Origin of the sequence: Christiangramia sp. LLG6405-1 (genome assembly GCF_045055805.1) — a bacterium.
Classification (GTDB): Bacteria; Bacteroidota; Bacteroidia; order Flavobacteriales; family Flavobacteriaceae; genus Christiangramia.
The window spans coordinates 1,206,741-1,227,015 of record NZ_CP159330.1 but is presented as its reverse complement, the minus strand read 5'-3'; the positions used below and the strand labels follow the sequence as shown (position 1 = coordinate 1,227,015).

Here is a 20,275-nt window from a genome sequence, read left to right as displayed (position 1 = left end):
ATGGTGTAGGGTTAGCTACTAAGATAGTTTAAAAAGACTTCGGGTTTGTTAAGCGAAGAGGTTTTATTGCTCTATTGGCTGAGCTTCGAACATCTGCAGTTCGTTCGATTCAAATTCTACCTGGAATTCTATAGGGTTGCAACAAGTCTCGCAATCCTCGATATAAGTTTGTTTTCGCACAGATGGATCCAGAAGTACAGAGACTTCTTCCCAGCAGTAAGGACATTGAAAGAAATGTTCGTACATGGCTAGAGATTTACATTTAGCAATTGCCCCGTTAACTGTAAAACCTGCAATTCTGCCAGTTTCGCATCATACTTGGCAAGGTTAAGACTGGTTCTGGCATCTAACAGATTGATCTGTGCCTGCCTGAATTCTATAGAAGATATCCTTCCGAGTTTATATTGCTCTTCAGATCGATTAAAGTTGTTCAGGTTCGTTTCAACGTTCTCTTCCTGCACCTTCAGAATAAACAGCCTATTTCGATAATTTCCGAGGGAATTAGCTATATCCCGTTGAACCTGACTGATCAATTGTTCTTTCTGAATTTCCTGATTCTGATATCTTATTTTAGAGTTTCTAACCTGAATATTTCTAAAACCTCCATCAAACAAATCCCAGCGTAAACTAACTCCAGCAGCAAGTCCATCTGTAGTTGTCGTACTACCCGGAAAGAAGGCCGTTGCAGCACTTCGGTTCAAATTCCAGCCGTATGATCCAGTAAGGTCTATAGAAGGCAAATAACCGCTCTTATTGATCTTGATATCGTAGTCACTAATTTCCAGACTTCGCTCGATTTGCAGCAATGAAACATTATTGATTTCAGCTTCAGTAATAAAACTATCCAGCTCAAGGTCACTGATAAAAGTCACTGTAGTATCTACGGAAAATTCGTTCGCAGTAATTTCTCTATTCAGAAGTACATTTAGATCCCGCTTGGTATTCTTGAGTAATTGTTCAGTCTCGATTAAAGAAATACTATCGTTGTTCACGTCTACCCTAGCATTTAAAACCACTAGGTTGTTTGCCTGCCCATATTCAAATTGGTATTGAGCACGGGTTACACGATTTTGGGAAATTTCCAAAGTCTCCTCCAGAACGTTGATGTTTTCTGAAAGTCTGGCAACCTCATAATACACACTCATGATCTGAAGAATAGTATTTTCTATAGTTTCCCGGGCTTCCAGCTGAGAGAGATCATATTGCTCCTGAAGACTTTTATAATTATACAAACGTCCCAGGCCATCAAACAAGGTGTAACCTAAATTGATGGATGCATTATAACGGTTACTTTCGATCCCGCGTTGGTCTACCGTTTCACCATTCTCAGGTTCGGTAACACGATCATTCAGATCGTAATTCGCTCCGGCGAGTCCTGTAAGTGTCGGTAAATAGCCGGAGTTCAGAATATTCTGATTATTATCGGCAATTTCGACATTATTCTCGGCGATTCTTATTCCAAAGTTCTCATCCAAAGCTCTGGAAATAACTTCCTGCTTAGTGAGCAGGCTATCCTGCGCAACACCACTAACACTACAGAAAAGCGCGATTAAAATGCTAAGGATAAAATTTCTTAATCTCATTCGAAATTATTTATTCTGAAGTTCAATTATCTTCTAGTAATTCTGATTCTTATTCGCCTCATCGATCTCGCTCTGTCGCTCATCTTCGTCATTTTTCTCCTTGATCGCTCTTTCCACAGATTCCCGACTCACCTTATTCCCGGTTTTTAACCATTTTGCTCTTGCTTTACCTGAATTGGTAATAGAAAGCAACAATGGCAACACCAGTAAAGTTAAGAAGGTTGCTACAAAAATTCCGTAGGCGATAGAAATTGCCATAGGTTTTAAGAATTGTGCCTGTCTGCTTTTTTCTAGAAGTAAAGGTGCAATACCCGCAATGGTAGTTAGAGATGTAAGGAAAATAGCTCTAAATCGCGACTTCCCGGCTTCAATAAGTGCTTTCTCGAAGCGCATGCCTTCCCGCAAATAGGAATTGAACTTCCCAATAAGCACAAGTCCATCATTTACCATAATTCCCACCAGTGCAATAATCCCAAGTAAGGAAAGAATATTCACAGGGAAACCATGAATGTAATGTCCCCAGGCTACTCCAATAATACTAAATGGAATCATGATCATTAGCAACAATGGCTGACTATAACTTCTGAAAGTAAATGCGATCACCGCATAGATTAGAAATAGAATGATAGGAAAAACTTTTTCCGCAGATTTAGTCAGTTTTTCTGCTTCGCGATTCTGCCCCTCATAGGAAACAGATACACTAGGATATTTTGACAATATATCCGGAAGTACATTCTCACCAATATTAGCAATAGCATCGGTAGAACTGGCATCTGGATCATCCATGTCTGCCTCTACTCTAATTTCTCTAAGTCCTTCAAGGTGACTGATGGATTCTGTACCACGTCTAATTTCATAAGTAGCAATTTCACCAAATGGCACACGGTTTCCCTCTGGAGTTACAATCCGCATATCATCAAGATCATTGATCGATTCTCGATTCTCGCGATCGTAACGAACCCAGACTCTTATTTCATCCTGCCCACGCTGAAATCTTTGTGCCTGTAATCCAAAGAATCCTGCACGCACCTGGCTCATAACCTCCCTAAGATTCAACCCTAAAGCATAGGCATTCTCATTAAGATCTATCGTGATTTCCTTGATCCCATCAGGATCTGTATCTGTTACATCCTTAAGCGTGGAATTCTCTTCCATCGCCTCTTTAAGTTCTTCCTTTGCACGCTCAAGTTCCTCCAGATTATTTCCTAAAAGGGATACAGAAACCGGTTTTCCACCAAAGTTTCCACCGCTACCAAAGGTTAAACGCTCCACTCCGTAAACCTGTCCTACTTCATCTCGAATTGCATTGGTAATTTCAGGCGAACCAAAATCACGTTCTTCTCCTGGTAATAAATTCACTCGTAATGAAGCCTTGTTATTACCCGGTCCAACTCTTCGAACAATATTTTTAACGACCGACTTATTTCCTGTCTGGCGTTCAGTAAAATCTTCGTTCACTCTCCATGCTGCATCCTCGACCATGGAAATAATACTATCTGTCTTCTTAGGATTCGTTCCTTCCGGCATCAATAGATCTATACTTACCCGGTCGCTGGCGATGCTTGGAAATAAAGTAACGTTCACCACGCCACCCATGACAGAACCTACAGTTAAGATAAATAGTGTGATCAGGATAGAAAGACTTAAAAACCTGTGTGCGACTGTAGCGCGTATAACAGGTTCGTATAGCTTATCCCTAAGATAGGCCATCAATTGATCCCCATATTTATTGATGATCCTTAGTTTCAGAAACAACCTTGAAAGCCCTTTCTTCTTTTTCTGTTCTTCTTCAGTTTCACGAACTAAAGCCTTCGAATGGGCAATATGCGCCGGTAGTATGATCAATGCTTCCACCAAAGAAACAACCAGGGTCAAAATAACTACCGTACTAACTTCGCCAAAGAATTCTCCAATCCGGCTATCTAAAAACAGGAATGTGGAAAAGGCAAGAATTGTGGTAATAATTGCAGAAAGAATCGGTGGTAACACTTCCATTGTTCCATCAATGGCCGCCTGCACCGGCTTTTTACCTCTTTCGTAATGCTGGTAGATATTTTCAGAAATAACGATCCCATCATCTACCAGGATCCCGATCACGATGATCATCCCGAATAACGAGAGAACGTTGATAGTTACTCCAAATCCCGCGGCGAAAATGAACATTCCAAGAAAGGAAATAGGAAGTCCGAAAGCTACCCAAAATGCCAGCCTGGTATTCAGAAAAAATGAGAGAAAAAGAAGCACTAAAATAATACCAACCGCTCCATTCTCAATTAGCAGTTGCGTTCTTTGATTTAGTGTGATACTACGGTCATCTTCCACGATGATCTTTAGCGTATCGTTTTTCTCATTAAATTCTTCTACATAATTACGAACCTTTTCTGCAGCAGAAATAAGATCCTCATTGTTAGTAGTAGATATGTTGACGCTTACCGCGATCTGTCCATTGATATAAGATGCATTCGGAGTTTCTGAAAACCTGTCGCGAATAGTTGCCACGTCTTCCAGGGTAACCGTAGTCCCATCAGCTTGTGACTTTACCACCAGCTTGTTCAATTCCTTTCCGTAGTAGGAACGGTTATCTGCACGAATCAGGAAATCTTCTTCCTGTGTTTTAATACTACCACCCGTAGTAAGTATATTAGCCTGAGCAACCGCCTGGGCTACTTCAGTAAAAGTAATATTGAATGCAAGCAGGTCATTTTCATCAACTGCTATTTCAATTTCTTCTTCAGGAAATCCGGACAGTTCAATTTGAGAAAGACCGTCCATTGCTCTTAGATCATATTCGATCTGCCTTCCTATTTGCTTTAAAGTTGCGAGGTCCACTCCCTCACCGCTTACAAAAAAGTCAAAAGTTTCACGGATATTTTCCTGTTTCGCGACCACCAATGGCTCCATCCCCGATGGAAAATTGGGAACTCTATCCACTGCGTTCTTCACTTCGGAAAGCATCACATCAATATCTTCGTCTGAATCTATTTCCACTGTGATACTCCCACCATTCTCTCTTGAAACTGAAGTTACCCGGTCTACTCCAACCAGGCCTTTCAGGTTATCCTCAATTTTAAGAACTATTCCTTCCTCAATTTCTTCAGGCGCTGCTCCGGGATAGGTAACATTGATGGTTATGATCTCAGATTCGATCAATGGGAAAAAGGAAGATTGCATTCGCAGCATTCCTACAACTCCAAATATTACAAATGCGATGATCATTACATTCACCGCAACGTGGTACTTTATAAAGTAACTTATGATACCTCTCATTGTACCTTGCTTTCAGAATTTGTATCAGAACCAGCTGCAGTATCTGCTGTATTATTTTCTTCAGCAATTTTCACAGGCATCCCATTGTATGCTCCGGATACCTGTCTGGTTATAATTACTTCACCATCTGGCACGCCTTTAATCACCACTTTACGATCTGAAAAGTATACCGGCTTCACTTCCATAGTTTTCAATACAGAATCACGAACAGTAAAAATTTCATTCCGGTCGTTTACCAGGCTTCGATCAATTTCGATCGCATTTTCCTCATTTCTTGCATCCAGGTTAGCCTGCATGTACATGCCTTCTTTCAAACCTTCGGCAGCAACTTCAATAAAGACATTTACAGTTTGTGTAGCCTGATCTATCCTTGCATTAATTCGGCTTACTTTGCCTTCGTAAGTTCTGTTACCACTATTATCGGTAAGACTTACTTTCTCATCAACCTGTAAAAGATCTGCGTACTGTTTTCCTATTGAAACCTGAAGTTCATAAACCTCGGGATCTATGAATTCCCCTAGTTTCTGTCCGTTTCGAATCAAAGTTCCCTCGGTAACCAGTGCTTCGGTTAGAACTCCGTTAAATGGGGCAGTGATCCTGTATTTTACCAGTCGCTGCTCAAGATTTTTAATATTGAAATATGCGGAATTAATTCCACGACCGCTGATAAAATAACGCTCTTTATCATTAGCTGGTTCTGGCAATGGCGGGATAGAGCTGTTTACATCAAGATTATTTAAATACTCCTGCCACTTCGGAAAGATCTCCGGGTAATCCAGTCTAAGATCAGGCATGATCGCCGTGATCTGGTTGTAAAGTTCACTTTTAGCTGATTGTACACTTGCTTCGTATTCTGCCGCATCGATCTTCAAAAGCGTCTGCCCTCTTTTGTATGCCTGTCCTGTTTTAAAATCCTGAGAACTGTAGCGGAATACACCCTGAACTTCTGCGTAGAGTTCTACCCGATCTTTCGCAACCAGGTTTCCGTTCGCGGGTATCTTTATAGCTATAGACGAATTTTGAACCGTATCTACAAATACTGTTTTTACGGTCTTCTGAATGTTTGGTTTAGGCTGTTCTTTGCTGTCTATGATAGCCTTTGCCCCAAATATGGCACCTACTATGAGCACAACGCCCAGTAGAGAAAGTATGATCTTGCGTTTATCCATGGTAGTCGTTGGACTCAATTTAGTCCCGATAGTTTAATTAAATAACTGAATTAGCTGATTTCTTCCAGGCTGAATTGAATTGCTTCCCATTCCTTCATCAAATTCTCCAGCTTCTTTTTTGATTCGTTGTACTTATTTAAAAAATCTGATCTGGTGATCGTTTTCTCATAATTTTGAGCCAGCTCCTTATCTTTAGACTTAATATCTTTTTCAAGCTTTGTGATCTTTGCTTCTACTTTGCTCAATTGGTTCTTAAGCCTTTTAGCCTCTTTCTGATCTTCAAAAGAAGATTGTTTATTCTTAGTTTTATCCTGCTTGTTCTTTCTGCCTTTATCCGACTTCTCCACAGCTCTCATATCCTGCATTTTTCGTTGATCCAGGTAGTAATCCAGATCTCCAAGATACTCTCGAATCTTATGATCACGAAATTCGTAAACTCTACTTGTAAGTCCTTGCAAAAAGTCCCTGTCGTGAGAAACGATGATCAGGGTACCTTCGAAATTCTTCAAGGCATCCTTCAATACGTTTTTGGATTTTATATCTAAGTGATTCGTAGGTTCATCCATTACCAGAACATTGAATGGTTCCAGTAACATTTTACACAAGGCCAGCCTGTTTCTTTCTCCACCGGAAAGCACTTTCACTTTCTTTTCAACTTCATCTCCTCTAAAAAGAAATGCACCCAGCATATCTCTTACTTTCGTGCGGTTCGTTTCATTGGAAGCATCTTCCATAGTCCCCAACACGGTCTTTTCACCATCAAGATATTCAGCCTGGTTCTGGGCGAAATATCCAAGTTGTACATTGTGACCAAGTTTTAGAGTTCCGTCATGTGGTATCTCACCAATGATGATCTTAGCCAGTGTTGTTTTCCCCTGTCCATTCTGACCCACAAATGCGATCTTACTTTGCCTTTCAATAAGTAATTCCACATCCTTAAGAACCTGCTTCTCTCCATAAAATTTCTGAAGATCTTCTGCCTCAATAACAACCTTCCCCGGTGTTACCGAAACAGGGAAATTTACGCTCATTACTGAATTGTCATCTTCATCAACTTCAATACGATCTATTTTATCAAGCCTTTTTATAAGTGATTGAGCCATGGAAGCCTTACTGGCTTTAGCTCTAAATTTATCGATCAGTTTTTCTGTATTCTCGATTTCCTTCTGCTGATTCTTCTGAGCTGCAAGTTGCTGCTCCCGTAGTTCTTTTCTGAATTCTATAAATTCAGAATAAGGCTTTCGGTAATCATAGATGTGTCCTAAAGAAATTTCGATACTTCTATTGGTCACATTATTTAGAAACATTTTATCGTGAGATACCAGCATCACACAACCGGTATAATTATTTAAAAAACTTTCAAGCCAGATGATACTTTCGATATCGAGGTGGTTCGTAGGCTCATCCAGTAGCAAAATATCATTACTCTGTAGAAGAAGTTTAGCGAGTTCAATCCGCATTCTCCATCCACCGGAAAAAGTCTGGGTTAGTTTCTCAAAATCTTCGCGCTGGAACCCAAGTCCCTGCAATACTTTTTCAGTTTCACCTTCATAATTATATCCACCAATGATCTCATATTGGTGAGTGACCTCACTTAGATCTTCGATCAATTGACTATAGGAATCACTTTCGTAATCTGTTCTGGTAGCAAGTTGTTCATTGATATGCTCCATTTTCGCCTCCAGCTGCTTAATTTCTGCAAATGCCTGGTGAGCTTCATCGATCACAGTTCTCCCCTGTTCAAATTCCAGATCCTGCTTTAAAAAACCAATTCTAAGTTCTTTATCCTTAGCGATCTGCCCGGTATCATATTCCTGCTCTCCGGAAATGATCTTTAACATGGTGGATTTTCCAGCCCCGTTCTTTCCAATAAGACCTACCCGATCTCCTGCACCCAGTCTAAAACTTACTTCTTTAAAGAGATATTCACCCTGGAACGATACTGATAAATTATGAATATTGAGCATTTTGTAACTATTGTAACTTTAGAATTCGTGCAAAGATGCTTAAATTTGAATTGCAAAAAAAACGATCAACATGCTTAAAGGAACTAAAGTTTATAGTATTGTCACCGGCACCTGTCCTGTGTGTCAGGAAGAAAGCATGTATAAAGAGCAAAACCCCTATAAACTCAACCGGGTTTACGAAATGCACGAACGTTGTAGTAATTGTGGCACGAAGTACAAAATAGAGCCTTCATTCTTTTACGGGGCTATGTATGTAAGCTACGGTTTAGGAATCGCCTTTGCAGTGGCAGCTTTTGTGATTGCGTACGTATTTCTAAGTGCTAGCCTCTTAGCTTCCTTTTTTGCAATTGTTGGTACCCTTATTGTGTTTATGCCTGTGATCATGAGGTTGTCACGTAATATCTGGATAAACCTCTTTTTCAGTTATAAGAAGAATGCAGGTAAGGCCTAGGATCTTTTAAAATATCTTTTCTGAAACCTCGCAATATCAATTTCTTTTTCTAGAGTAGAATCCTCAAGTATATGATCAGCCAATTTTGGCGCGAGATAAGGGGCTATTAGAACACCCCGACTACCAAAACCGTTGAAGCAATACATAGTATCAAATTCAGGGTGTTTTCCAACTACAGGACGTCTATCTCCCGAAGTAGGACGTATGCCTGCCACCTGGTCCACCACCTGATAATTTACATTAATGACCTGTTTTAACGAAGCTTCCAGTTGCTCTCTAGCTTCTGAAGTTGGTTCTGGAGTTTTATCGTGATTATTATAAGTCGCCCCTACCTTATATAGGTCATTCCCCATTGGCATTATAAAAACTGAAGCTTTAATTGCAAAATCAAGCTTTAGTTCCGGTGATTTGATGATGATGTATTCACCCTTATTCCCATGTAAAGGAAAATAATTGAAAAACGGATTCTTTATTACTCCAAATCCTTCGCAGAAAATAATATGCTTAGCATGTATATCTTTGTACATTATGCTATTACTCTCCACTTCAACAAGATCATAGTCAAATTTTTCAGCTTTCAATTGCTGCTTCTTCTGAAGCTGATCTCGATAAGCCTCCAGCATAACTTCAGTATCGATGTTTCCGGTATGCATAACGCGTCCAAATCCATAGTCTGTCTTTACTGAAGGATTAGAATTCTTTACTAACTTCTGATCCAGAAAAGGTGCCAACAAGGGTTTGTCTGCAGCTACGAACCAGTCATTTTGTTCCTCTATTGAATAAAATCTCCTATAGATATCCCAGTGATGTATAAACTTTTTCTGTAGTTCCTGTTCCAATTCGGAATAAAAAGGAATAGCAATTTCCATTTGTTCTTTAGCTTTCCATGCGGGAGTAAATCGCTTTAAGATAACTGGATTGAAGATACCTCCCGCAACGTACGAGGAGGTTTGCGAGCTGTTATCAATAGTAATAAAGCTCTGACCTCTTGAATGTAGTTCTCGACTAATGGCCAGTCCGGCAAGCCCGGCCCCTACTATTATAAAATCTACCTTTTTATTTACCATGAGTTTAAAATAAAAAAAGCGCTCTAAGAAGAGCGCTTTTCAGTATTATAAAGTGATGTTAGTAACTCCACATATCCTGTTCAAAGTTTCGAATCTGCTCCTTGATTCTTTGAGATTCCAGCAGTTGCATAAATGCGTTATCTGCGATATACTCATCGATCTCACGGTCACCCTGTACATTATCTTCTTTGTAGATCACACCATCAAAACGCCTGGCGTTCAGCAAGTGATCAAACGTAATAGTCTGTGCCGTGTTTTCTCCGGTGAATACCTGAGCATCGTGAAGAACTTCACGTGCATCTGGATACCATACCCAGAATAACTCAACAAGGTCTGTTTGTCCTGAATCTATAAAGTTAACATCTGGTGCTACCGGAGCAATCCCCAGAATTCTATACTTTAATTCCGCGAGACGCTTATCAAAATACCAGATTCCACGAATGTGATATTCTACAATATCTGCAGCTCCAAGATCACGACGATCAATGAACTGAGCATCTACTTCTTCCCCCGCATTGTACTGTTCGATACCAAGATCTGTCGTATCAACTTTGGAAATAGTAGCGCTGATATCTTTTAAAGTACGTTTTTCAGTAAAGTATGAATCGGCGTAAACATTCTGAATCTTACCTTGCTTAATAGCTGAAGTAAGCACATCGTACAATGACCTTCTGCTAGAACCAATATTATTGGTATCTATTGGATAGTACATTGGGAAGTTCACTCTTTCATCAAGATCGATAATTTCCCAGGTACCTTTAGACCATAAAATATCACGGTCTCCCACGTATCCGTACTCTAAAGGTTTGTCCTCCTGATCTACCATAGCCTGAGCTTGCGATTTCTTCCCGATATCTTCAGGTTTATTCGCATTCAGGATGTTTGCCTGACCGAAAGAAGAAGCACCTATCATCATCACAAATCCATAAACAAAAATTTCTTTCAAGCTCATTGTCTTCAATTTTTAGTTTGTAAGCTCGATTACGACTGGCGCAACTTTCTTAAGCTTATAACTTGAGTTCCCCTGCAGGGAAGCATTAATATCATAAATCTGAACAGATTCACCTCTACCAGCTCTTCTCAAAGCGGCTTTAGCTCTGTCATCAAGTCGACTACCACTTACGTTGATAGTAGGCTGTCCAGGTACTTTAAATTTAAATCCTGTAACATTTAGATTTAAATCGAAATCGAAATCTGGAAGATTAGCTCCAATTGTGGCGATTTCTAAAGAATTTCTCTGCATAGATACAGATCCATCTTCTCCACGAATCGTACCAACTGGTCGAGGAATATCTTTCACTCTAAAAGTCTTTCTATCTGAAACAGTCTTACCGCCTGGAAGTTCACCGCTTACGCTAATAGTAACTTCTCTGGCCTGTAAAGTAGTAACATCCATTATATAACTTCCAGCGCCGCCAGAAGCTCTAAGACCTGGAGCATTTGCGCTAACGCTGCTTACACCAGGAATGGAAATCGTCATTGGGTTCTGAACTCCACGATATACCACATTCATTTTATCTGCAGAAATCACTGCTGAATTAGGTAATGGAATCACATTATAAGAATCTGATATCTCAATACTCTTTAAAGAGTCATTTTCTAGATACTGAAGCTCACCTGTAATTTTTTGCTCACCTACATTTCCTGCAGGAAATTTCAGTACAACCTGTCCAGCCTGAGTGTTTTCAACTTGCTTTCCATTAATTGTTACCTTCTCGAATTGCAAAGTATTATCAAAACGTCCTAGAACTACTTTACCGCTAAATTCCTCACCGCTAAAAAATGCAGGTTTGTCTGGAATTACGATGGCCTGGTAATTACTTAAAGAAACATCGCTCTGTAATTGTCCAGATAACATTTGAGACAAGATCTCACTTTCTGTACTCTTTACATCCGCTTGAATCTGAGTCATTTTAGTTAATGAAGCGATCAAAGGAAAACCCTGGTAGTTATAATCTAACCATGGTTTAGTAACACCGTCACCATCTGTAACTTCTTCCGTAGCGAACTCTCTTCTTACATTTGCAGCAAGTTGAGGGTATTTATTTTCAAGGATTGCGGAAACCTGTTCACGATAGTTATCGATCTGGTCTACAAATTCCTGACCGGTAGGAGAAACTCTTCCACTCTGGAAAAACATTTCGTCAAGTTGATCAGCCTTGTCCATTTCCTCATAATTCCACTTACCGTTATCTTCCTTTTCCATATCGGCAGTAAGGTTATTTTTTACGCCTTCAATGTAATCGTTAAGTTGCGTTGATAACTGGTCGATCTTATCTGCGTTCTCTTTAATTGATTTGTACTTCGCAGGTTGCTCATCTACTTTCTCAGCAAGACCGGCCATATAAGCGGCATTTCGGTTCTCTGCAGTAGCGTTTGCCGTACTCAATTTTTCATTCATCATTCCAAAAGCGGTAAGAACCTCTTTGGACATATTTAGTGCCATCATAGCGATGAAAACCAGATACATTAGGTTAATCATCTTCTGCCTTGGCGATTGTTTTCCGGATGCCATGTCTAATTAGATATTTTAATTAATAAATAGGTTAATTGAATATTCAATTAGACTCTTGGTTTTCCATTCATAGCTGTTAGCATTCCTCCGTAAACATTGTTTAGAGAAGCCATATTATTTGCCAACGAATCCATTTGTGCTTTAAGTTTACCAGCGTTTTCCGCAACAGCCTGATTAACCTCTGCCTGTTTAGAAGCAGATTCAACCTGTACTTTATAGATACTGTTCAATGTTTCCATTTGAGCAGCAGCTACAGTTAATTCTTCACTGTATTTCTTTTGAGAAGCCATCGAGTCAACTGTTGGGGCAATTCCTTTAGCAGCTCCTTCAAAATTTCTAATACTATTTCCTAAAGAAGACATTAGATCTGCATCCAATTTTGCTTCTTTTAACATCGAGTCAAGTTTCTTAGATAAAGATGCTTCAGCTTCTTTCTGCTCAACTACAACAGCATCTCTTCTTGCCCCTGTACCTCCAGCTAGCTCAGGATAAACTAATGACCAGTCAAGATCATCATCAATTGGCTCGAAAGCTGAATAGGCAAATACCAGTGCTTCCACGATTAGACCGGCAATAAGCATTTCATTACCACCCGGCCAGTGCATAATTTTAAATAGCGCCCCTAATATAACTACAGATGCACCAAGACCATATACCATATTGGTCACCCGTTTTGCTCCTCTTGATTTTGCCATAACTTTAAGCTTTAATTTTTTTTATTGGTTTATTGATAGGTTAAGTTTCTAATTATTATCTACTAGATTGATTCAGCGTAACATCTGTTCCAAGATAATCCTGAACAGTTCTAAAGCCGATGTAGCTTCTTGCTGAATCCATATATTCGTAATCCCTTGAGCTCACCTGTAAGAAGTAAGCCACATCTTTCCACGAACCACCTCTCACTACTTTCCGCATATCCTGTGGATTGTTCACGGTCGGGTTCATAGTAGACATATATTCGTAAGAACCTGGATCATAACTTGAGTCTACCCATTCTCCTACGTTACCAGCCATATTGTATAATCCATAATCATTAGGATCGTAAGACTTGGCTTCTACTGTATAAAGCGCCTGATCTGCCGCATAATCACCTCGAAGAGGCTTAAAGTTAGCCATAAAGCAGCCTCGGTCGTTCAGCGTGTAAGGACCACCCCATGGGTAAGTTCCACCTTCCAGACCTCCACGAGCAGCATATTCCCACTCACCTTCAGTTGGGAGTCTGTAAGAAGGCACATTAGCATCTCCTTTCTCTCTTCGGAAGTCATTATGATATTTTGTTCTCCATTGAGTAAATGCTCTTGCCTGCTTCCAGGAAACACCTACAACTGGATAATCATCGAATGCACTATGCCAGAAATAATCATTATGCATAGGCTCATTGTATGAGTAATTAAAGTCTCTAATCCAAACTGTAGTATCCGGATAAACGGAAACTTGTTCATTCTTAATATAGCTACTACGGTCACCCTGCTTTTTAGCAGCAGACTGAATGTCCATATAAGAATACTGGAATTTTAATTTTTTTACATCGATTGTTCTCTGGCCATTGTAAACTTCATCCATTGGTATATACATGGAGTCCATTACTTCAGCGTAATAGACATCCGGGTAATCTTCAGTATCCCAGTAAATGTCAACATCTTTATTCAGTCTTCTATTTGAGTAATCTTCGGAAGGACCACCCTGACCATAGGTGTTCAACATGTACTCTTCGTAAGGAGTCATATCACCCTCTTCAGCGTCTGCAAAAGCAAACTCACCAATTCCATTATCTCCGGAAGTAGCTCCCTGTAACTCTGCCATTTTAGCAAGTTCTACTCTAACTACTGAATCCTTCACCCAATCAACAAATTGACGATATTCTGAGTTAGTGATCTCTGTCTCATCCATATAAAATGAACGAACAGTAACTGTTTTTGGAGGTGCATTCTTTTGTCCGGCTATATCATCATCAGATTTACCCATGACGAACGAACCACCAGGAATTAATGTCATACCATAAGGTTTCTCCGGATTCCACTTCTTTCCCTCCGCACCTACTAGCTGTCCACGATCGCCTCCGCCACAGCTTGAAAGCAAGGCCAGAACAGCAATGAGCGAAATATACTTCTTCATAATTATCTTAGGTTAAGACATTTTGATTTAAGGCAGTAAACCTATCTAAATATTTTCTAAAAAACAATATTTCCGATAAAAATACAGCAATTACCGATAATGCCTGACTTTTATATTTTATACTTCGTTTTTTCTTTTGGCCTTATACCACCGTTCAGGGATCACCTGGTTGCAAGCCTCCAGATAATCTTCTTCACTGCAAGGTAATAACGTATGTCTTTTTAATTTATTATTGACCGAATTCAAAAAAGGAATTTCGATCCACCAGCGCCCACTTACAGGACTTTTAAAAAATACCAGGACATCATCATCTATTGGCACCTGATATTTAATAAAATCCTTTTTGGCCGAAATTGTATTCTCATTTGTGCGGTAATTTACCCCTTCAATGAAATACCAGATGATCTGTGCAACCAGTGTATCAGTGAGTTTATTCATCTCATTCTGATATTCATAAACACCAAATGAACTTACTTTATCACTAATACCAGCATATCGTGATAAGGCACAAATTTCCCTCCCATTAAAACCATTCGGACTACTGAAGTAATCTGAATTTGCAGATGCTGAGTCTATAGACCTTATATCCAGACCCACAAGATTTGCATTTCGCATAACAGGCTCCATATGACCAATATTCGAGGTAACTTCTCCCAGTCTATAGGCTTCAAAGAACAAACGCTCCATCAATTCTATTTCCTCTTGAGAGTTAAAATAGGTTTGATAACCAATCGTAGAATAATTAAATAAATTATATGGCTTATCTACGACGATTTTTCCTACAAACGACTGATTACTAATAGGTTTATCTGCATCACCAAGATCAAATTTGCTATCGATATTTACCAGATTCACCATTTGATCAAGATGATCATATGCACGATACTGCGCATAAATGAGATCCTGACTTCCACCTAAAATCACAGGAATTATATCCTGTTTAATTAGATCTGCACACAGGTTCGAAACTGCATAATACGTATCTTCAACTGAATCTCCTGAATGAATGTCTCCCAGATCTGCCAGGTTCAACCTCCAGTTTCCAGGATATAAACTATATAACTGGCTTCGTAAACTCTCAAAATCGGGTGTTGAATCTTCTCTAACAGCCCGGCGACTCTCTCTTACTCCGAATATCGCTACATTCACCTTATCAAGGTCTGGTAAACCATGTTCAGATGTATGGAGTTTTAATTGCGCACCAATGGTTTGTGCATTCAAGTGAGTGATCTCATCCAGTAAGTTTTCTGATACAGGACTAAGAAAATCGAACTCCATATATTATTTCTTTTTGGGTGATGTCTTTTTAGTAGTCTTTTTGGCCGTGGTTTTTTTAGCAGTCGTCTTCTTGGTCGCAGCTTTCTTTTTGGCCGGCATTTTCTTAACAGCCTTTTTCTTGGTCTTACCGCTTTTCTCCAGAATATCCTGCACCTCTTCCAGGGTCAATTCCTGAGCATTGGTAGTTTTAGGCAGCTCAACCTTCGCTTTACCCTTAATGACATTAAATCTACCCCAACGAGCTTTTTCCACGCGAATTCCTTCATCTTCCCAGTGGTGGATCAACTTATCTTTTTCCTTCTGAATCTTATCATCGATCAATTGTTCGATATCTTTATCTGAAAGATTATCAAAGTCATACTTCTTGTTCACATTAATGAACATTCCATTCCACTTTAAATAGGGTCCGAATCTACCTACTCCTTTTTGAACCGGATGGTCTTTGTATTCGTAGATAGGAGCATCTGCCTTTTCCTTCTCCTTGATAAGCTCCATAGCTCTGTCAAACTCGACATTTAAAGGATCTTCCCCTTTTTCAAGAGATACAAAAGTTTTACCGAAGCGTACATAAGGGCCATATCGCCCATTATTCACCTCTACACTTTCGCCTTTATATTCTCCAAGTGTTTTTGGTAATTGAAACAGGTCCATTGCCTGCTCATATGTTAGGGTTTCCATGCTCTGGTCTGGGCTCAAACTGGCGAAACGAGGCTTTTCCTCATCTTCCACACTTCCAATCTGCACCATTGGTCCAAATTTACCTAAGCGTACACTCACAGGTTTACCGCTTTCAGGGTCTTCACCCAGAATTCTTTCCCCAACTTCTCTTTCTGCATTTTGTGCAACATCCTGAACATGAGGATGGAAATCTTTGTAAAAGTTCTTCATCATGGACTTCCACTCTTCATTTCCTTCAGCAATATTATCAAAACTCTCTTCTACTCTAGCGGTGAAATTATAATCCAGAATATTGGAAAAATGATTCACTAAAAAGTCATTTACGACCATCCCGGTTGCAGTAGGAACAAGTTTTCCTTTATCACTACCTACGGTTTCGGATAATTTCTCTTCCTTAACCATTTGATCCTTCAGAGTGAATTGTAAATATTCTCTTTCAGTTCCATCCACAGAACCTTTTTCAATATAATTCCTGGACTGAACGGTTGAAATCGTTGGTGCATACGTAGAAGGTCTACCAATCCCAAGTTCTTCCAGTTTTTTAACCAGCGAAGCTTCCGTATAGCGATAAGGAGGTCTGGTAAATCTTTCGGTTGCAGTGATATATTCGTTGTTTAAAGCTTGCGAAACCTTTAAAGCCGGTAACATTCCGCTTTGTTCTTCATCCTCATCATCGCTACCTTCCAGGTAAACTTTCAGGAATCCGTCGAATTTCGAAACCTCTCCATTGGCTGAAAATTGATTATCGTGCTTATCTGCCTCAATCTTCACATTGGTTCTCTCCAACTGAGCATCGCTCATTTGTGATGCGATCGCTCTTTTCCAGATCAGCTCATATAATCTTTGCTGATCACGATCCCCGGAAATTGTATGTTTTTTAAAGCTTGTAGGACGAATCGCTTCGTGAGCTTCCTGTGCCCCCTTGGATTTACCCTTAAACTGTCTTGCCTTGGCGTACTTATCTCCGTAAGCCTTTTCAATTTCTTCTTTGGCTCCTTTTCTGGCTTCTTCGGAAAGGTTTACAGAGTCGGTTCTCATATAAGTAATATGACCGGCTTCGTATAAACGCTGCGCCATGGTCATGGTCTTACTTACTGAAAAATATAACTTTCTTGCAGCCTCCTGTTGCAATGTTGATGTTGTAAATGGAGGCGCAGGAGTTTTCTTTGCTGGTTTTGTAGTAAGATCTGAAACCTTAAAACTTGCACCTAGATTATTCTTCAGAAATTGTTCTGCCTCTTCTTTTGTATCAAAGTTCTTCGGAATCTTAGCCTTAAAGGACTTTCCTTCTTCCGTAGAAAATTCAGCATCAATTCTATAAGATGCCTGAGCGGTAAAATCCTGAATTTCTCTTTCACGCTCTACGATCAATCTTACTGCTACAGATTGTACTCGACCAGCCGAAAGTCCACCTTTCACTTTCCTCCAGAGTACTGGTGAAAGTTCATAACCTACAAGCCTGTCCAGAACTCTTCGAGCCTGTTGAGCGTTCACCAGGTTATAATCTATCTTTCTGGGATTATCGATCGCCTTCAGGATCGCCGACTTGGTGATCTCATGAAATACAATCCTCTTAGTTTTATCGTCTTCCAGCTTAAGTTCCTCTGCAAGGTGCCAGGCAATGGCCTCTCCCTCTCGATCCTCATCACTTGCTAACCATACCATTTCAGCAGTTTTAGCAAGACTCTTGAGCTTTTTTACAACATCCTTTTTGTCTTTGGATACAATATATTTAGGTGTAAAATCTCCTTCGGTATCAACCCCTATCTCTTTAGTAGGCAAATCGGCGATATGCCCAAAACTGGAGGCGACTTTATAATCGCTTCCCAGAAACTTTTCAATTGTTTTAGCCTTAGCAGGAGACTCAACAATCACTAAATTCTTAGCCATAAATCTGTTGGTTTGTAGTTGCAAAAGTATATCAATTTTTTTATCTGCCATCAAACTTCAATTAAAACGGACAGCAAGCTGGCGGAAACCACCGGCGATAAAGGGCAATCGAAATACTTATTTTTTTTCTGAAGGGATCTTCAGCAAAGATTATTCTGTGTGGAAAAATACAGAAGAAACACCTGGCATATCATATTTCAGGTCTGGTGAAATATTTCCTGAAACTGAAGTCGCATCGTTGAAAGCAAGGATCTTACCCCCATTATTTGCAGCTTCAGCAACAAATATGACATTATAAGCGCTGTTGTACACAACATTCACAGGATTACCCAGCAATGTATTATCTCCAGAGATCCGGAATTGCTCCTCAAGAGCCACAAAACCATTTTGAGCAGCATTAAATTTTTCTTCAAAATTCTGAATAATATGTAATCCACCATCTGTTGCAGATTCAGCTTCCCCAATATCTGAAAGCACCATGATCCCATTTTCGAAATCCAGACCGTGAGTTCGAAGCAACCCCTGAAATGCCACCTGCTTATTCGCGGTCGCCAGAACATTAGTAGTATAAGTCGCTGCAAAATCCCTGTACACAGCAATTTTGTTGGTTTCATCCACCGCTGCATAAAGATCGTTACCTATAAACTCCAGACCCCAAAGCTTGAATTTCGTAGTTACAACATTCCGAAGTTTAAAAGAGTTTTCTTCCCTTACATAGATGAACAGTCGACCTTCTGGCGTAGTTTCATCAAGATCCAGATCTGTATTATCTGAAACCACATATATATCACCCTGAACGGCGAGATCTCTCCCACTCTGATAATGAATATTCCCGAGAATATCGGCATCAAGTTCAACCTCGACACTATTAGCATAGTCAGTTATATTATGGTAAGATTCCAGTCTGCCAGGAATTCTGGATACGATGGTAAAACCATTATCCGCAGGATTGTAATAAATCCCTTCAGCATCTGAAGAATTTAGCTTGAAAGTGCTGGAAGTGGCATTATTGATATCATACTTCCTGACTTCCCCATTATGGTTCGTAGCCAGTACCCATGCGGTTGCCGAGGTCTGCACGCTCTGGTTGCCATCATCATCACTGCTACATGCTGTAAATAGAAAAATCGAAATAAATAATAGGTAAAGATGCTTCGTCAAATCCTGAAAATTTCTACGAAGATAGAATGAATCTTATTTCGGGAAAGTCCGAATTCGTTAAATAAGTGTTATTTGAATCTATTTTAACGCAGAAAACGCTTGTAAATAGACATCTTACTTAAAATGAAAATGATGAAGGAAAAGGATCGAGTAGCAGTTATCACGGGAGCCAGTAGCGGAATTGGCAAAGCGATCGCGATAAAATTATCTAATGAAAATTTCACTGTAGTGCTGGCGAGCAGAAGTGTTCCTGAAATGGAGAAAATTCAGCAGGAACTTCCAGGCGAATCTTTGGTTGTGGAGCTAGATGTCACCAGCACAGAAAGTGTTACCAAAGCATTCGGCAAAGTTGATGAAAAATATGGCCGAATAGACATTCTGGTTAATTCTGCTGGGATTATGCCTCTCACCTACTTAAAGAACCGACATCTGGATGAATGGTTGTCTACTATAGAATTGAATGTTCAGGGTACACTTAGATGTATTTACTCTGTTCTACCACTCATGAAAAAACAGGAGGATGGTCATATTATTAATATCGCCAGTGTGGATGGAAAGGAAATTTTTGCCGGTGGTGCCATCTATGGAGCCTCTAAAGCTGCGATCATCGAACTCAGTAAGGCAATGAGAATGGAATTATCTCCGGAATTTAATATTCGGGTTACTGCGGTCGAACCAGGCACAGTAGACACCAACTTAAGAGATGGAATTACAGATACTGAATTACTGGAAGATAAGGATTACGGAGGTGATGAACCCATGTTGGATCCTGCGAGCATTGCAGATGCAGTATATTACGCGGTTTCACAACCAGCTTCTGTAAATGTGAATGAGCTTTTAGTAAAACCAACCGGAAAAGCATAGAATTAATAAAAATCAATTAAAATAGAAATTATGGGTATTGGACATATAATGAAATTAGGAACTAAATTTTTAGTTAGAGGAATCATTTATAAATCTGGTAAGAAAGCAGCAATAAAAGGTGGGAAATTGGGAATAGGAGTATTTTCTGTTCTCTATGCCGGTTACTTGGCGTATACACTTCATAACCTTCGAAAAGAAAGTATAGAAGAACAAAAGCAATTAGGTGTAGACAGAGGGTGGGATCGTAAAACTGTAGAAGAAAACTAGGTT

Annotated in this window: 16 protein-coding genes; 3 read left to right on the top strand and 13 right to left on the bottom strand. The window is 39.7% G+C overall.

The window, feature by feature from the left end; all coding sequences use genetic code 11:
- Positions 1-63: 63 nt before the first annotated feature.
- From ABVM50_RS05680 to ABVM50_RS05660, 5 genes are read right to left on the bottom strand one after another with little or no spacing between them, the layout of a single operon-like run.
- The gene (locus ABVM50_RS05680) at positions 64-246 is read right to left on the bottom strand and encodes a CPXCG motif-containing cysteine-rich protein (protein ID WP_405200349.1); all 183 of its coding nucleotides are present in this window, start codon (positions 244-246) and stop codon (positions 64-66) included.
- Between the two features lie 2 nt (positions 247-248).
- A complete protein-coding gene (locus tag ABVM50_RS05675) occupies positions 249-1,583 on the bottom strand; it encodes a TolC family protein (RefSeq protein ID WP_405200348.1) in 1,335 nt (444 codons plus the stop codon).
- A gap of 33 nt (positions 1,584-1,616) precedes the next feature.
- Complete coding sequence (locus ABVM50_RS05670) at positions 1,617-4,850, bottom strand: efflux RND transporter permease subunit (protein ID WP_405200346.1); 3,234 nt, start codon at positions 4,848-4,850, stop codon at positions 1,617-1,619.
- Positions 4,847-6,019, bottom strand: coding sequence for an efflux RND transporter periplasmic adaptor subunit (locus ABVM50_RS05665; protein ID WP_405200688.1), 1,173 nt, complete (start codon positions 6,017-6,019; stop codon positions 4,847-4,849). Before ABVM50_RS05665 ends, ABVM50_RS05670 begins: the two co-directional genes overlap by 4 nt.
- 50 nt (positions 6,020-6,069) lie before the next feature.
- The gene (locus ABVM50_RS05660) at positions 6,070-7,986 is read right to left on the bottom strand and encodes an ATP-binding cassette domain-containing protein (RefSeq protein ID WP_405200345.1); all 1,917 of its coding nucleotides are present in this window, start codon (positions 7,984-7,986) and stop codon (positions 6,070-6,072) included.
- A 70-nt stretch (positions 7,987-8,056) separates the two neighbouring features.
- Between ABVM50_RS05660 and ABVM50_RS05655 the strand changes: the two genes are divergently transcribed.
- Positions 8,057-8,437, top strand: coding sequence for a DUF983 domain-containing protein (locus tag ABVM50_RS05655; protein ID WP_405200344.1), 381 nt, complete (start codon positions 8,057-8,059; stop codon positions 8,435-8,437).
- Here ABVM50_RS05655 and ABVM50_RS05650 read toward each other — a convergent pair.
- The 8 genes from ABVM50_RS05650 to ABVM50_RS05615 all read right to left on the bottom strand — a co-directional run bounded on the left by ABVM50_RS05650 (position 8,434) and on the right by ABVM50_RS05615 (position 19,141).
- Positions 8,434-9,504, bottom strand: coding sequence for an NAD(P)/FAD-dependent oxidoreductase (locus ABVM50_RS05650; protein WP_405200343.1), 1,071 nt, complete (start codon positions 9,502-9,504; stop codon positions 8,434-8,436). The genes ABVM50_RS05655 and ABVM50_RS05650 overlap by 4 nt on opposite strands.
- Before the next feature lie 58 nt (positions 9,505-9,562).
- A complete protein-coding gene (gene gldN, locus ABVM50_RS05645; RefSeq protein WP_405200342.1) occupies positions 9,563-10,456 on the bottom strand; it encodes a gliding motility protein GldN in 894 nt (297 codons plus the stop codon).
- Positions 10,457-10,468: 12 nt separating this feature from the next.
- The gene (gene gldM / locus ABVM50_RS05640) at positions 10,469-12,019 is read right to left on the bottom strand and encodes a gliding motility protein GldM (protein ID WP_405200341.1); all 1,551 of its coding nucleotides are present in this window, start codon (positions 12,017-12,019) and stop codon (positions 10,469-10,471) included.
- 47 nt (positions 12,020-12,066) lie between these two features.
- Positions 12,067-12,714, bottom strand: coding sequence for a gliding motility protein GldL (gene gldL, locus ABVM50_RS05635; RefSeq protein WP_141876657.1), 648 nt, complete (start codon positions 12,712-12,714; stop codon positions 12,067-12,069).
- Positions 12,715-12,769: 55 nt separating this feature from the next.
- Positions 12,770-14,134 carry a gliding motility lipoprotein GldK gene (gene gldK / locus ABVM50_RS05630; protein WP_405200340.1) on the bottom strand — a complete coding sequence of 455 codons (1,365 nt, stop codon included), beginning with the start codon at positions 14,132-14,134 and terminating at the stop codon, positions 12,770-12,772.
- A gap of 117 nt (positions 14,135-14,251) precedes the next feature.
- Positions 14,252-15,412 (bottom strand): formimidoylglutamase, encoded by a 1,161-nt coding sequence (locus ABVM50_RS05625; RefSeq protein ID WP_405200339.1) that lies wholly within the window; start codon positions 15,410-15,412, stop codon positions 14,252-14,254.
- Positions 15,413-15,415: 3 nt separating this feature from the next.
- A complete protein-coding gene (topA, locus tag ABVM50_RS05620; protein WP_405200687.1) occupies positions 15,416-17,980 on the bottom strand; it encodes a type I DNA topoisomerase in 2,565 nt (854 codons plus the stop codon).
- A gap of 150 nt (positions 17,981-18,130) precedes the next feature.
- Positions 18,131-19,141 (bottom strand): hypothetical protein, encoded by a 1,011-nt coding sequence (locus ABVM50_RS05615; protein ID WP_405200338.1) that lies wholly within the window; start codon positions 19,139-19,141, stop codon positions 18,131-18,133.
- Positions 19,142-19,273: 132 nt separating this feature from the next.
- Between ABVM50_RS05615 and ABVM50_RS05610 the strand changes: the two genes are divergently transcribed.
- Both ABVM50_RS05610 and ABVM50_RS05605 read left to right on the top strand, forming a co-directional pair.
- Positions 19,274-20,005 carry an SDR family oxidoreductase gene (locus ABVM50_RS05610; RefSeq protein ID WP_405200337.1) on the top strand — a complete coding sequence of 244 codons (732 nt, stop codon included), beginning with the start codon at positions 19,274-19,276 and terminating at the stop codon, positions 20,003-20,005.
- Positions 20,006-20,035: 30 nt separating this feature from the next.
- Positions 20,036-20,272 carry a hypothetical protein gene (locus ABVM50_RS05605; RefSeq protein WP_405200336.1) on the top strand — a complete coding sequence of 79 codons (237 nt, stop codon included), beginning with the start codon at positions 20,036-20,038 and terminating at the stop codon, positions 20,270-20,272.
- Positions 20,273-20,275: the final 3 nt, after the last annotated feature.